This window comes from Streptomyces sp. NPDC040432, assembly GCF_055595445.1.
Window position 1 is genome coordinate 52,947 of sequence record NZ_JBVIVP010000011.1, and the last position, 14,804, is coordinate 67,750.

Consider the following 14,804-nt stretch of genomic DNA (forward strand, 5'->3'; position numbering starts at 1 on the left):
GGGGGACCATTCCTGGCCACTTCCACTACAGCGGGGTAGGCAATGCGCGAGTCGGTACAGGCAGAGGTCATGATGAGCTTCCTCGTTTCCGAGGAGCTCTCGTTCCGGATCCCGGTGGAACTCCGGTACGAGGCGCGGGACCCCTACGCAGTACGCCTCACCTTCCACCTTCCCGGAGACGCGCCTGTGACCTGGGCATTCGGCCGGGAATTGCTTCTCGACGGCATCAACAAGCCCTGCGGGGACGGCGACGTGCACATCGCCCCCACCCACCCCGACGAGCTGTCCGACGTCCACATCCGCCTTCAGGTCGGCGCGGACCGGGCCCTGTTCCGTGCCGGTGCGGCACCGCTCGTCGCGTTCCTCGACCGGACCGACCGGCTTGTTCCGCTCGGTCAGGAGCGAAACCTCGGTGACTTCGAGGGGGATCTCGACGAGGCGCTCGACAAGATCCTCGCCGAGGCCCGACAGAACGAACAGAACGCGGGCTGAGTCGACCCCGGCTCCTCCTCAGCGCTTGCGCCGGCGGCCCCGGCCGCCGCGGACCGGTCCCGTGACCTTCGCGCCGGCGGGGGCGCCCGGCCGGTCCGCGGAAACCACCAGGGCGGCCAGGGCCGTGGTCACGGGGACCGACGCGACGAGCCCGATCGAGCCCACGAGGGTTCGAACGATCTCCTCCGCCACCAGCTCGCTGTTGGCCACCGACCCTATGCTGCTGTTGGCGATCGAGAACAGCAGCAGCAGGGGCAACGCTGCGCCCGCATAGGCGAGTACGAGCGTGTTGACCACGGACGCGATGTGGTCGCGGCCGATCCTGATCGCCGCCCCGTACAGGGCGCGCGGCCCCATTTTCGGATCGGCCTGGTGGAGTTCCCACACCGCTGAGGTCTGAGTGACCGTCACGTCGTCGAGCACACCGAGCGAGCCGATGATCACGCCTGCGAGCAGCAGACCGCTCATGTCGATCTCGGGATAGAGGCCGTGGATCAGACCGGTGTTGTCATCGGTGTTCCCGCTCAGGAACGCCCAGTCGATGAACACCGATCCCAACAGGCCGATCAGCAGAAGTGAGACCAGGGTGCCGAGGACGGCCACCGAGGTTCTGGCCGTCAGTCCGTGGCACATGTAGAGCGCGATCAGCATGATCGCGCTGGCTCCGACGATGGCGACGACCAAGGGGTTGGAGCCCTGCAGGATCGCCGGAAGGATGAAGAGCGTCAGGATCGCGAAACTGATCACGAGGGCGATGAGTGCGAACAGGCCCCGCAGCCGGCCGACCACGACGACCGCCACGGCGAAGATGCCGGCCAGCAGGGCCATCGGGAGCTTGCGGTTCACGTCGATGACGGAGTACTGGAGGTCCCGGGGGGCGTCCGGCGCGTGGGCGACGACCACCTCCTGACCCTGCTTCAACTGCCTTGGCGCGCCGGGCTGGACGATCTCGAAGAAGGCGCGCCCCTTGTCGGGACCGCTGCCGACCACGACGGTGGCCTTCTTGCAGTCGCCGTTCTGCGCGGCCTCCGCCTCGCGGCCCTGGGGGGTCGAGAGATCACCGGTCGACGGCACCTGCGAGGCGTTCACCGATTTGCAGTCGACGCTTTCGAGTGCGACGACCTGGCCCTGCTGGGTCTGCCGGTCGAATCCCACGCCGGTCCGTTCGTGGGCCGGAGCGCCGCCCGGCCACAGGACCGCCATGCCGATGAAGACGGCCGCCGCGAAGGGGATCAGTACCGCGGCGATGACCTTGCGCAGGTGCTTGGAGACGGGGGCCGCCGGCCCGTGGCTGTGGCTGTGGCCGTGGGAATGGCCCTGTACGGGCCCGGCCGCATGCCCGTGGGAGGCGTGCTCGTGGTCGTGGTGACCCGTGGGCTCGGTGGGTTCGGTGGGGGGCTGCGGCGAGGACGTCACCGGCAGATCATCGCAAGAGATGAGGGGGCCCACTGTTCAGCACGCCACAGATGACGCTAGCGTGGGGGCACCTTTGCACAACGCGGGAGCTCGGAGCACCGGGCTGAGAGGGCGCTGATCACCGTACGCACATGAGAATGCGTACGGGAAGAGGCTGCGTCGACCGCCGAACCTGTTACCGGGTAATGCCGGCGTAGGGAGATAGGTCTCATGACCATTCAGGACGCACGCACGCCTGCCGTCAGCCAGGACGCCGACGGCGGGAACGAGCGCCAGCCGGGCTGGCACAAGGGCTACCTCGCGGGCTCCCGCCCCGACATCCGGGTGCCGGTCCGCCAGGTCCACCTCACCAACGGCAAGGACGTGACGCTCTACGACACGTCGGGTCCGTACACCGACCCGCAGATCGAGACCGACGTCCGTCGGGGCCTCGCGCCGCTGCGCGAGAACTGGATCATCAGCCGTGGCGACACCGAGGAGTACGCGGGCCGCCCCGCGCGCCCCGAGGACGACGGCATCAAGCACACCTCGCCCCGCGGTGGCCTCAAGAACCTCGACGCCGTCTTCCCGGGACGCCCCAGGCAGCCCCGTCGCGGCCGCGGCGGCGCCGCCGTCACCCAGCTCGCGTACGCCCGCCGCGGCGAGATCACCCCGGAGATGGAGTACGTCGCGATTCGCGAGAACGTCTCCCCCGAGGTCGTCCGCGAGGAGATCGCCGCAGGTCGAGCGGTCCTGCCGGCCAACGTGAACCACCCCGAGATCGAGCCGATGATCATCGGCAAGCGGTTCCTGGTGAAGGTCAACGCCAACATCGGCAACTCCGCGGTCACCTCTTCCATCGAGGAGGAGGTCGACAAGATGACCTGGGCCACCAAGTGGGGCGCCGACACGGTCATGGACCTCTCGACCGGTCGCAACATCCACACCACGCGCGAGTGGGTGCTGCGCAACTCCCCCGTTCCGATCGGCACCGTGCCGCTCTACCAGGCGCTGGAGAAGGTCGACGGCCGCGCCGAGGACCTGACCTGGGAGATCTACAAGGACACGGTCATCGAACAGGCCGAGCAGGGCGTCGACTACATGACGGTCCACGCGGGCGTGCTGCTCCCGTACGTACCGCTGACCGCCCGACGCAAGACCGGAATCGTCTCCCGCGGCGGTTCGATCATGGCCGCGTGGTGTCTGGCGCACCACAAGGAGAACTTCCTCTACACGAACTTCGAGGAACTCTGCGACATCCTCGCGACCTATGACGTCACGTACTCCCTGGGCGACGGCCTGCGCCCCGGCTCCATCGCCGACGCCAACGACGCCGCGCAGTTCGCCGAGCTGAAGACGCTGGGCGAGCTGAACACCATCGCCAAGCGCCACAACGTCCAGACGATGATCGAGGGCCCGGGCCACGTCCCGATGCACAAGATCAAGGAGAACATCGACCTCCAGCAGGAGATCTGCGAGGAGGCGCCGTTCTACACGCTCGGCCCCCTCACCACGGACGTCGCGCCCGCGTACGACCACATCACCTCGGGCATCGGCGCCGCGATGATCGCCTGGTGGGGCACGGCGATGCTCTGCTACGTCACGCCCAAGGAACACCTCGGCCTGCCCAACCGTGACGACGTGAAGACCGGCGTCATCACCTACAAGATCGCCGCCCACGCGGCGGACCTGGCCAAGGGACACCCGGGCGCCCAGGAGTGGGACGACGCCCTGTCGGACGCCCGGTTCGAGTTCCGCTGGGAGGACCAGTTCAACCTGGCCCTCGACCCGGACACGGCCCGCGAGTTCCACGACGAGACGCTGCCGGCCGAGCCGGCCAAGACCGCGCACTTCTGCTCCATGTGCGGGCCCAAGTTCTGCTCCATGAAGATCTCGCAGGACATCCGCCGTCAGCACGGCGGAGACCTGAAGGCCGACGAGATCGAGGCGGGCATGGCGGAGAAGTCCGCCGAGTTCGCCGCAGCGGGCAACCGCGTCTACCTGCCGCTGGCGGACTGACGCACGTTCGGGGGGAGAGCTGCTCCCGGCCGGCGGAGTGCCGCCGACCGGGAGCAGCTCCGTGTCCGGGCCCTGGAGGCAGGGGAGTTCGGACCTGAGGGACCGGTGCTCCGGTCCTTGACCTGGAGCGCGCTCCAGGTCCTAGAGTGCGTCCGCATGAGCATGGGATACCGAAATCTTGGTGGTACCGGCATCGAGGTGAGTGCCCACTGCCTGGGCACGATGATGTTCGGCGCGGTGGGGAATCCCGATCACGAGGAGTGCGTACGGATCATCCACGCCGCACTCGACCGGGGCATCAATTTCGTCGATACGGCGGACATGTACTCCGCCGGTGAGTCCGAGGTGATCGTCGGCAAGGCCCTCAAGGGGCGGCGCGACGACGTCGTCCTCGCCACGAAGGTCCACTTCCGGATGGGAGAGGGCCGTAACCGCAGCGGCAACTCACGGCGGTGGATCGTGCGGGCGGTGGAGGACAGCCTGCGCAGGCTCGGTACCGACTGGATCGACCTCTACCAGGTGCACCGGCCGGACCACACGACCGATGTCGAGGAGACCCTGTCGGTCCTCGGTGACCTGGTCAGGGCCGGCAAGATCCGCGCCTTTGGCTGCTCGACGTTCCCGGCCGAGGAGCTCGTGGAGGCGCACCATGTGGCGGAGCGGCGTGCGCTGCCCCGGTTCCGCACGGAGCAGCCGCCGTACTCGATCCTCGCGCGTGGCATCGAGGCGGACGTGCTGCCGGTCGCACTTCGGTACGGGATGGGAGTGCTGACCTGGAGTCCGCTGGCCTCCGGCTTCCTGAGCGGAAGGTACCGGCTCGGCGGGCCCGTCGACCTGACCTCGGGACGGGCGGCGTTGACTCCGGCACGGTTCGATCCGGCGATCCCCGGCAACGTCGCCAAGCTGGAAGCGGTGGAACAGTTGGTCGAGCTGGCCGAGTCGATCGGATGCACCTTGCCGGAGCTGGCCGTTGCGTTCCCCGTCGCACATCCCGCCGTCACCTCGGTCATCATCGGGCCGCGGACGATGGAGCAGATGGAGTCGCTGGTGAAGGGGGCCGGGCTGGTCCTGGATGACGCGGTGCTCGACCGGATCGACGAGATCGTGGCGCCGGGCGTGAACCTCTACCGGCCGGACGGAGTCTGGCGCCCGCCGGCCCTGTCGGACGCCGGTCTGCGCCGCCGGGCACTCGGCGCGCGGGCAGCCGCGTCCTAGAGGGGCGTGGGCCACGTGTTTCACGTGAAACGGGGGCTGTTCGTTTCACGTGAAACACGCGAGTGGTCACATGAGGTCGGTTGTTTCACGTGAAACAGGAGGGGCCGTTTCACGTGAAACGGACGGGGAGGGGCCACGGAGGGCAGCGATGGCGAAGGCACGGTTGTCCTTCGTCTGGCGCCGGTACGCCTCCGGTAGGTCGGGCAGCGTGAGCAATCGGTCGCAGGCGCTGAGGGAAGCACCCATGTCGCCGACCCAGTAGGAGTTGATCGAGTGCTCGAAGAGCAGGCCCCACCGGTACACCCAGGGCTGGACGAAGAGCAGGTCGTCCGGCACCGGCCGATCCAGGACGGCTGCGGTCACGGCATGGGCGCAGTGGTACCGGCCGAGCATTCGGAGTCGTGCGGCGAGTTCGTAGCAGGCTTCCAGCCGGCCGGGACGCGAGTCCCACGCCCGTGAGAGGGCGTCCATGGCGGCGGGCCAGTCGCCTGCCTCGCCCTGCAGGACACCGACCTGGAGCAGTGCGTAGTAGACCTCCTCGCCCCAGCCGCCCATGCGGGCGCGGCGTTCGTAGAGCTTGATCGAGGCCGTGGTGTCGCCCATGTCCCGCAGGGTTTGCGCGAGGTAGAAGACGGTCCGCGTGTTGGACGGGTCGCGTTGCAGTTCGGCGCCGAGCAGCCGCGCGTCCCGTTCGAATTTGTCGTGTCGGGAGCCGCCGTCGGCGTGGTCCTCGATGACGAGCGCGTCGAGATTCTCCTGGAGGCCGGGCCGCCGGTCGTTCTCGTCGCGGCGGTCGCAGGTCAGGTACTCGTGGGTGACGCCCTCGTACCGCCAGGGGAGATCGGCGCGGACCAGGCGTTTGGCGCGGTACTCGGTCGCGCCCTCGTGGCGGAGCATGTACGAGTCCGCCGTGAGGTCGGGCAGGGGCCCTTCGGGGCGCAGGACCTGGTCGGCGTCGAGGAGCAGCACGTAGTCGGCTTTGCCGAGACCGTGCCCGATGTTGAGGCTGCGGTTGTGACCGAAGTCGACCCACGGCTCCTCGTGGAGTTCCCCGGGGATTCCTTCCAAGGCGCTTCGGATCAGTTGTCGGGTTTCGTCGGTGGATCCCGTGTCGGAGATGGCCCAGGTGTCGATGAACCCCCGTACGGACGTGAGGCAGCGTTCGATGACGGCGGACTCGTTCTTCACGATCATGCACAGGCAAATCGTCGGCTTCACGGCCGCCGACCCTAGGGACGGGGCCGTTACCGAGCGGTGAGGCACGCCGGAGCGCGAACCCGGGTGGCCCTCGTTGACGGCCATGTGGGCTCTCCGGATGGGCCGATCCGCTGTCGAGCGGACGTCTTGGCGGAGCGCACGGGAACCTTCCCTGTGCGCGGCCGTGCGCCACCGCGGCTCCGGCCCGTGCCCGGTGCCGGGAACTCCGACCGAGGTTTCCAGCCGGTGCCCGGTGCCCGGTGCCGGTCAATCGGCACCGGGCCGTCGTCGGTTGCTCCTCAGTCCGGTTCGCGTTCGGGGCCGCCGAAGTCCGGGCTGGTGAAGTCCGGCGACGCGTAGCCGGGCCGGGGCCCTTGCGAAGTGGATCCGGGACTGGTGAAGTCGGGTCGGCTGTATCCCAGTTGGGGGATTCGCCCGGCACCCGGCGTTCGCGGGGTCGGATAGCCGTCGGCGCTCGGGTCGGCCAGGGCGTCCCGCAGGAACGGGATGATCCCCCGCTCCAGCAGCGCGTTGCGCCACGCCTCCCGGGCCCGTGAGAGCTCGTCGGGGACCACCGTGGTCTCCGACGCCGCGACCTCCGTCGAGCTGTTGCGCAGTGCGGTCACCAGCAGGCCGATGACCGCGAACAGCAGGGCGGCCACGGTGAGTGCCCCGAACAGCCAACCGGCCGTCAGCATCGTCTTCGCGAAGGCCGGTTCGGGATCGATCATCTTCAGGCTGTAGCCGACCAGCAGGAAGATCAGCATGGCGGTGCCGGCCAGGACCGGCGCGAGGACCGCCACCACGGCGCTCAGGCCGGCCCCGTCGTCCCGGTCGCCCGTCGCGTACTCTCCCCCGCCGGCGGAGGCCGACAGGGCTTCGTCGCGCAGTTCCGCGCGGACCTTCACGTAGTGGTCGTACTCGGCGGCTGCCGCGGCGGTCAGCAGCGCGATCGCGTTCAGTGCCATCGTGCGCAGTTGTTCCGCGTTCAGCCGTTCGCCCAGGGTGGCGAGCTCGGGCCGTTCGTCCGCGGTGCGCAGCGTTTCGTCAAGGAGCCGGTCGAACTCGGGCCGGTCTTCGGTCAGCAGGTGCGGAGCGCTGGTCATGTGCATCCCCCGATGCTCCGTACAAGCCGGTTTGCCCGCGTAGACCCCGGGCACCGGCACAAACGGAGGAGAGCCTGCTACGGATAGAGCGATGGTAGAGCGCCCCTGCCACGCCGTGACAGGGGCTTTGCCGAAATACCCCGCTCCGAGAACGCTCAGTCGCGCAGAGGTAGTTGAACGACGAGCAGCTTGCCCGCCATGGTGACGCCGCCGTCCATGGCGATGGCCAGGCCCTCCGCGTACACGTGGGGCCCGTCCACGGCCTCCGGACCGCGGGTCCCGTCACCGTCCTCGGTGCCCACCTCGCCGAGCAGGTAGGGGATGGGGCTGTGTCCGTGGACGACGCGTCCGCCGCCGTAGGTGCCGAGGAGTTCCCGTACGGCGTGGGGTCCGGTTTCCTCGTCGCGGAAGGCGAACCGCTTGGTGAACTTGCGGAACAGGTCCCAGGTGATGTCGGCGTCGTTGCGGTTGAGGAGTTCGTGGATGGTGTCGTTGACGTCCTCGATCGAGTCGCCGTAGTCGAGGTACGCGGTGGTGTCGGAGTGCAGGAGCAGGTGCCCGTCCTCCAGCGCGGCCGCGTCCAGCCGGGACATCCACTGGAGGTGGACGTCCTCCAGGCGCTCCATGTCGGTGCGTTGGCCGCCGTTGAGCAACCAGGCGGCCTGGAACGTGGCGGTGCCCGCCCCCGACTGGACCGGCGTGTCGCCGAACCGCTTGGCGCCGATCAGCAGGAGTTCGTGGTTGCCCATGAGGGCCTTGCAGTAGCCGCCGGCCGCGGCGGCCTCGGCGGAGAGCCGCATGACGAGGTCGATCACGCCGATGCCGTCGGGCCCGCGGTCGGTGAAGTCGCCGAGGAACCAGAGCCGTGCGTTGCCCGCGGACCAGCGCCCGTCGGCGTCGATGAGGTCCTGCGCCCGGAGCTCGGTGACCAGTTCGTCGAGGTACCCGTGGACATCGCCGACCACGTACAGCGGGCCCGGACCGGTGGCCGGGGCCTCCTGGGGGACGTACTGGACCTGGACGGTGTCGCCGGGGCCGCCCTGCGCGCCGCGCCCGATGACGGGCAGGTCCCGCTGGGTGGGTGTGTAGCCGTCGTCGGGCTCGTCGTCGGCCGGCTCCGGTGCGTGGTCGTCGGCGTGGGCCTCGGCCGTGCGCTGGTGCGGGACGGTGTCCGGCGCGGGACGGGCCGTGGGGGTGGAACCGAGGTACTCCGGCTGTCCCGGCACGTATCCGGGCACCGGGGGCACGGGCGCCGCCGCACCGTGGTACGCGGGATGCCCGCCGTACCCGGGGGTGTCCCCGGGCAGCCCGGTGGACGTCTTGTGCGGCGCGGGTTCGCTGACCGGCACCCGGAAGTCCCGCAGCGTGTCCGTCCGCATCGCGGGTCCCTGACCGGCCCCCTGAGTCATCGACCCCTCCACCACCGTCGCGCTGCCGTACACCTGCGGACCCTCTGACCTCCGGGTCGGAGGGTCCGTGATGTCGTGCGCCCATCATAGGAATGCGGCTCGCGCTCTGTGACGCACCAGGGGTGGTGAATCCTGGCCGGAGCCGGTTGTTCCTACTGTTTTATCCCGAAATCGGTGTTGCTGAAATCCTGGACGGGGTCGTCGACCCCGCCGTGCCGTGGTCCGCAGGTCAGTCCTGGGCCGGTGAACGGGGTGGGCTGACGGTGGTTCGGGGCGTCCTGCGCTGCGAGGAGGTACGGATGATGAGTTCGGTCGGAACGACCTGTTCTACGGGGCGTCCGGTGTCGACCCCCTCGATCGCGTCGATGAGCAACTGCACGACGGCGGTGCCGATGCGGCGCGGTTTGAGGGACAGCGTGGTGATGGGCGGTTCGGTGGTGGCGTAGACGGTGGATTCGCTGCAGCACACGAGGAGCAGGTCCTCCGGGACGCGCAGGCCGTAGCGGCGGGCCGCGGCGAGGAGATCGGTGCCGTTGGGGTCGAAGAGCCCGTACACGGCATCGGGCCGGTCGGGCCGGGCGAGCAGTCGGTCGGCGGCCACGGCCCCGGCGCACGGGTCGTGGGCGGGGTAGGACTCGTAGACCGGGTCCTGGCCGACGCGTTCGCACCAGCTGAGGTATGCGGTGGTGGAGAGCCGGGTGTAGGTGTCGGTGGTGGTGCCGGTCAGCAGCCCGATGCGGCGGGCACCGGCGGCTGCGAGGTGGTCGAGGAGGCCGAGTACGGCCGCCTCGTGGTCGTTGTCGACCCAGGCGGTGACGGGGAGGGTGCCGGCCGGTCGACCGTCGGAGACCACGGGGAGTCCCTGACGGACCAGCTCGCTGACGACGGGGTCGTGGTCGGACGGGTCGATCACGACGGTGCCGTCGAGGGCCACGTTGGACCAGACGTCGTGTCGTGAGGTGGCGGGCAGGATGACGAGGGCGTACCCACGGGCGAGCGCGGCGGACGTGGCGGCCCGCGCCATCTCCGCGAAGTACGCGAATTCGGTGAAGGTGAAAGGTTCATCCCCGTACGTGGTCACGGTCAGGCCGATGAGGCCCGACTTGCCGGTACGGAGGGTGCGGGCGGCCGCGGAGGGGCGATAGCCCAGCCGGTCGGCGACCTCGCGGACGTGGCGGCGGGTGGCGTCCGGCAGCCGCCCCTTGCCATTGAGCGCGTCGGAGACGGTTGTGATGGAGACGCCCGCTGCGGCGGCCACGTCTCTGATGCCGGCCCGGCCCTGTCGGCCGCCGACTCGCCGGGTGGTCTCGGCCCGGCTCACCTGATGCTTCCCTGCTGCTGTCATGGCGAGCCGATAGTAGGGCTCGGGGGGGTGGGTGGTCCGGATGCATATGCACGCGTTGACAGGCACGATTCTGCATGTTTCGCCACCCCCAATGACCTTGGAAATGAAGGTTTTTGGTCGCCCTGAGTGAGGGTGCCGCTTGTCGGCGGGTACGAGCATGCCAAAACGGGGGCTTTCGTGAGTGGCCGCAACTCACCTTCACGAGGGACGCGCGCCACGGCGCAGGCCACCGGCGCGCGCATATATGCGTGCGCTCCCCCCGTGTTCCGGGCGCCTGCCATTCTCGGATCGGCGGAATCCTCATAAGGTGAGCAGTATTGAGTCGACGGTGCCGTCGACGGGACGGTCGAGGAGGACCTGCGGTGAGCGAGAAGAGCCCGAAGCTGCGCGCCGAGCTGGACGGCATTCCCACCTACAAGCCCGGAAAGCCGGCTGCCACCGGCGGGCCCGTGGCGTTCAAGCTGTCCTCGAACGAGAACCCGTACCCGCCGCTGCCGGGTGTCCTGGAGAGCGCGGTCGCGGCCGCGGGTCGGTTCAACCGTTACCCGGACATGGCCTGCACCGGGCTGGTGAACGAGCTGGCCGACCGCTTCGGGGTACCGGTCGAGCACATCGCCACGGGCACCGGTTCCGTCGGAGTCGCGCAGTCGCTGATCCAGTCGACGGCCGGTCCCGGCGACGAGGTCATCTATGCCTGGCGGTCCTTCGAGGCCTACCCGATCATCACGCAGATCTCGGGTGCGACGTCGGTGCAGGTGCCCCTCACCGACGGGGACGTGCACGACCTGGACGCCATGGCCGCGGCGATCACGGACCGGACGCGCCTGATCTTCGTGTGCAACCCCAACAACCCCACCGGAACCGCGGTGCGCCGGGCCGAGCTGGAGCGCTTCCTGGACCGGGTGCCCTCGGACATCCTGGTGGTGCTGGACGAGGCGTACCGCGAGTTCGTCCGCGACGCCGACGTACCCGACGGCATCGAGCTCTACCGCGACCGCCCGAACGTCGCGGTGCTGCGTACGTTCTCCAAGGCGTACGGGCTGGCCGGCCTGCGGGTCGGGTTCGCGGTCGCGCACGAGCCGGTGGCGGCGGCGCTGCGCAAGACGGCCGTTCCCTTCGGCGTGAGCCAGCTCGCCCAGGACGCCGCGGTCGCCTCGCTGCGGGCGGAGGACGAGCTGATGGGCCGGGTCGGGTCGCTGGTGGGCGAGCGTGCGCGGGTGCACGGCACGCTGCTGGCCCAGGGTTGGACGGTCGTCCCGGACACCCAGGCGAACTTCGTGTGGATGCGGCTGGGGGAGCGGACCGCCGACTTCGCGGCGGCCTGCGAGAAGGCCGGTGTGGTGGTCCGGCCCTTCGCGGGTGAGGGCCTGCGGGTCACGATCGGTGAGACCGAGGCGAACGACCTCTTCCTGCACACGGCGGAGGCGTTCTTCAAGGAGCTGTAGCCGGCGCCCGGGGGCGCGGCCGAGAGGGCGTGGCCCGGGGACGCGACGCCGGACGGCGGCCCCCGCGGGGCGTGGTTACACGAGCTCCACGCGGATGGGGTCGCCGTCGCGGACGGTGGACAGCAGGCGGGGGTCGCCGTCGAACGAGCCGAGGACGTTGCACGGGCTCGCCAGGCGGCACTCGTCCCCGCGCGAGATGGGCGTCGGACCGTAGGGCAGCGCGAGCGCGTCCCCGTCCGTCCAGAACGCGACCGTGCCCGGGGCGACGACCTGCTGGGCGTCGTGCTCCAGGGCGACGGACACCCCGGTGTCGAAGTAGACCTCCTCGCCCCAGGTGTTGGCGGAGGCCGAGATCGGGAGGGCCTCGCCCAGGGCCTTGCTGGTCGGGGTTTCGTCGAGGGTCGCGGTGAGCTGGCCGGAAGGCCAGGAGATTCGTATCTGCATGCGCCGATTCAACAATCTGTTGAATGTCTTGGCTAGGGGTACCCCGCCGTAAGGACTTCCGAACTCGTGCGCCATAATGCTTGTGAATGTGAACGCGTTCACAAGCGTGTCCCGCTTCCTCCCGAATTGAGTGGGACACAAACGGCAGACTGCCGCTGTGACCACGGTGACCCGAAGGAGACGAGGACGTGGACCTAGCTTTGGCGCCGGAGACGCTGGCGCGATGGCAGTTCGGCATCACCACCGTCTACCACTTCCTGTTCGTTCCCCTGACGATCTCGCTCGCCGCGCTCACCGCCGGCCTGCAGACCGCGTGGGTCCGGAGCGAGAACGAGAAGTACCTCAGGGCCACCAAGTTCTGGGGCAAGCTCTTCCTGATCAACATCGCGATGGGCGTCGTCACCGGCATCGTCCAGGAGTTCCAGTTCGGCATGAACTGGTCCGACTACTCGCGCTTCGTCGGCGACATCTTCGGGGCGCCCCTGGCCTTCGAGGCGCTGATCGCCTTCTTCTTCGAGTCCACCTTCATCGGCCTGTGGATCTTCGGCTGGGACAAGCTGCCGAAGAAGATCCACCTCGCCTGCATATGGATGGTGTCGATCGGCACCATCCTGTCCGCCTACTTCATCCTGGCGGCCAACTCCTGGATGCAGCACCCGGTCGGCTACCGCATCAACGAGGAGCGCGGTCGGGCCGAACTCACCGACTTCTGGCTGGTCCTCACCCAGAACACCGCGCTGACCCAGTTCTTCCACACGATCACGGCGGCCTTCCTGGTCGGCGGCGCGTTCATGGCCGGCATCGCCGCGTACCACCTGGCGCGCAAGAAGCACGTCCCGGTCATGAGGAGCTCGCTGCGCCTCGGCCTCGTAGTCATGATCATTGCCGGCATGGGCACCGCCATCAGCGGCGACCTCCTCGGCAAGGTGATGTACAAGCAGCAGCCGATGAAGATGGCCGCAGCCGAGGCCCTGTGGGACGGCGAGGCACCCGCTCCCTTCTCCGTCTTCGCCTACGGCGACGTCGACAAGGGCCACAACAAGGTCGCGATCGAGATCCCCGGCCTGCTGTCCTTCCTGGCCAACGACGACTTCACCTCGTTCGTCCCCGGCATCAACGACGTCAACAAGGCCCAGCAGGAGAAGTTCGGACCGGGCGACTACCGGCCCAACATCCCCGTCGCCTACTGGGGCTTCCGTTGGATGATCGGCTTCGGGATGGCCTCGCTCTCCATCGGTGTCGTGGGGCTGTGGCTGACCCGCAAGAAGTTCCTCCTGCCGCAGGGGCTGCGCACCGGACCGGACGAGGTGCCGAACCTGGTCCTCTTCAAGAAGGCCCTCAGCCCGCGCCTCGCCAACCTCTACTGGGTCGTCGCGCTCTGGACCATGTGCTTCCCGCTCATAGCCAACTCCTGGGGCTGGATATTCACCGAGATGGGCCGTCAGCCCTGGGTCGTCTACGGGGTGCTGCGCACCCGGGACGCCGTCTCACCGAACGTCACCCAGGCCGAGGTCCTCACCTCGATGATCGGCTTCACCCTGCTGTACGCCGTCCTCGCGGTGATCGAAGTCAAGCTCCTCGTGAAGTACGTCAAGCTCGGCCCTCCGGAACTCACCGAGGCCGACCTGAACCCGCCGACGAAGATCGGCGGGGACGACAAGAACCCCGACCGTCCGATGGCCTTCTCGTACTGAGACTGCGGAGACCACCCCATGCAACTCCACGACGTCTGGTTCGTCCTCATCGCCGTCCTGTGGATCGGCTACTTCTTCCTGGAGGGCTTCGACTTCGGAGTCGGCGTACTCACCAAGCTCCTGGCCCGTGACCGTACGGAGAAGCGGGTCCTGATCAATACGATCGGACCCGTCTGGGACGGCAACGAGGTGTGGCTGCTCACCGCGGGCGGCGCGACCTTCGCCGCGTTCCCCGAGTGGTACGCCACGCTCTTCTCGGGCTTCTACCTGCCGCTGCTGATCATCTTGATCTGCCTCATCATCCGGGGCGTCGCCTTCGAATACCGGCACAAGCGGCCGGAGGACAAGTGGCAGACCAACTGGGAACACGCGATCTTCTGGACCTCGCTGATCCCCGCCTTCCTGTGGGGCGTGGCCTTCGCCAACATCGTGCGCGGCGTGAAGATCGACCAGGACATGGAGTACGTCGGCACCTTCCTCGACCTGCTCAACGTCTACTCGATCCTGGGCGGCCTGGTCACCCTCACCCTGTTCACCTTCCACGGCGCGGTGTTCACCTCGCTCAAGACGGTCGGCGACATCCGGGAACGGTCGCGCACATTGGCCACCAGGCTCGGCGTGGTCACGGCGGTGCTGGCCCTGGTCTTCCTGATCTGGACGCAGGCATCGCGCGGTGACGGCTGGAGCATGGTCGCGATGGTCGTCGCGGTACTCGCGCTGGTCGGGGCCCTGGCCTTCAACCTGGCGGGGCGTGAGGGCTGGTCGTTCGCGCTCTCGGGGATCACCATCGCGGCCGCCGTCGCGATGCTGTTCCTGACGCTCTTCCCGAACGTCATGCCGTCCTCCCTGAACGACGCCTGGAACCTCACGGTCACCAACGCCTCGTCCAGTCCTTACACCCTGAAGATCATGACCTGGTGCGCCGCCGTGGCCACCCCGCTCGTCATGCTCTACCAGGGCTGGACCTACTGGGTGTTCCGCAAGCGGATCGGGACGCAGCACATCGTCGACGCGCACTGAGGCACCCCCTCCCCCGATGCCCG

The 14,804-nt window shown here is 68.7% G+C and carries 12 protein-coding genes; 6 read left to right on the plus strand and 6 right to left on the minus strand.

What is annotated here, in order from left to right; translation table 11 throughout:
- The first annotated feature begins 42 nt into the window (after positions 1–42).
- Positions 43–492 (plus strand): SsgA family sporulation/cell division regulator, encoded by a 450-nt coding sequence (locus ACZ58N_RS22645; protein ID WP_471162735.1) that lies wholly within the window; start codon positions 43–45, stop codon positions 490–492.
- An 18-nt stretch (positions 493–510) separates the two neighbouring features.
- Here the strand turns inward: ACZ58N_RS22645 and ACZ58N_RS22650 are convergent, their stop codons facing one another.
- Positions 511–1,908, minus strand: coding sequence for a YibE/F family protein (locus tag ACZ58N_RS22650; RefSeq protein WP_471162738.1), 1,398 nt, complete (start codon positions 1,906–1,908; stop codon positions 511–513).
- 210 nt (positions 1,909–2,118) lie between these two features.
- Between ACZ58N_RS22650 and thiC the strand changes: the two genes are divergently transcribed.
- Positions 2,119–3,906: a phosphomethylpyrimidine synthase ThiC gene (gene thiC, locus ACZ58N_RS22655; RefSeq protein ID WP_471162741.1), complete on the plus strand. Its 1,788-nt coding sequence runs from the start codon at positions 2,119–2,121 to the stop codon at positions 3,904–3,906.
- Between the two features lie 162 nt (positions 3,907–4,068).
- A complete protein-coding gene (locus ACZ58N_RS22660) occupies positions 4,069–5,121 on the plus strand; it encodes an aldo/keto reductase (protein WP_471163094.1) in 1,053 nt (350 codons plus the stop codon).
- 66 nt (positions 5,122–5,187) lie between these two features.
- On the opposite strand, the gene ACZ58N_RS22665 is transcribed toward ACZ58N_RS22660, so the two are convergent.
- From ACZ58N_RS22665 to ACZ58N_RS22680, 4 genes are all read right to left on the minus strand, one after another.
- Positions 5,188–6,339, minus strand: coding sequence for a tetratricopeptide repeat-containing glycosyltransferase (locus tag ACZ58N_RS22665; RefSeq protein ID WP_471162743.1), 1,152 nt, complete (start codon positions 6,337–6,339; stop codon positions 5,188–5,190).
- Between the two features lie 278 nt (positions 6,340–6,617).
- Positions 6,618–7,430, minus strand: a complete 813-nt coding sequence (locus ACZ58N_RS22670) for a hypothetical protein (RefSeq protein WP_471162746.1) — start codon at positions 7,428–7,430, stop codon at positions 6,618–6,620.
- Between the two features lie 149 nt (positions 7,431–7,579).
- Positions 7,580–8,848, minus strand: a complete 1,269-nt coding sequence (locus tag ACZ58N_RS22675; protein WP_471163097.1) for a metallophosphoesterase — start codon at positions 8,846–8,848, stop codon at positions 7,580–7,582.
- Positions 8,849–9,062: 214 nt separating this feature from the next.
- Positions 9,063–10,178 carry a LacI family DNA-binding transcriptional regulator gene (locus ACZ58N_RS22680; RefSeq protein WP_362875095.1) on the minus strand — a complete coding sequence of 372 codons (1,116 nt, stop codon included), beginning with the start codon at positions 10,176–10,178 and terminating at the stop codon, positions 9,063–9,065.
- A 362-nt stretch (positions 10,179–10,540) separates the two neighbouring features.
- Between ACZ58N_RS22680 and hisC the strand changes: the two genes are divergently transcribed.
- Positions 10,541–11,623: a histidinol-phosphate transaminase gene (gene hisC, locus ACZ58N_RS22685; protein WP_471162748.1), complete on the plus strand. Its 1,083-nt coding sequence runs from the start codon at positions 10,541–10,543 to the stop codon at positions 11,621–11,623.
- Between the two features lie 75 nt (positions 11,624–11,698).
- On the opposite strand, the gene ACZ58N_RS22690 is transcribed toward hisC, so the two are convergent.
- Positions 11,699–12,067, minus strand: coding sequence for a cyclophilin-like fold protein (locus tag ACZ58N_RS22690; protein ID WP_471162751.1), 369 nt, complete (start codon positions 12,065–12,067; stop codon positions 11,699–11,701).
- A gap of 188 nt (positions 12,068–12,255) precedes the next feature.
- Between ACZ58N_RS22690 and ACZ58N_RS22695 the strand changes: the two genes are divergently transcribed.
- Together ACZ58N_RS22695 and cydB are read left to right on the plus strand one after the other, a co-directional pair.
- Positions 12,256–13,761: a cytochrome ubiquinol oxidase subunit I gene (locus ACZ58N_RS22695; RefSeq protein WP_471162753.1), complete on the plus strand. Its 1,506-nt coding sequence runs from the start codon at positions 12,256–12,258 to the stop codon at positions 13,759–13,761.
- 18 nt (positions 13,762–13,779) lie between these two features.
- The gene (gene cydB / locus ACZ58N_RS22700) at positions 13,780–14,781 is read left to right on the plus strand and encodes a cytochrome d ubiquinol oxidase subunit II (protein ID WP_471162756.1); all 1,002 of its coding nucleotides are present in this window, start codon (positions 13,780–13,782) and stop codon (positions 14,779–14,781) included.
- Positions 14,782–14,804 lie beyond the last annotated feature (23 nt).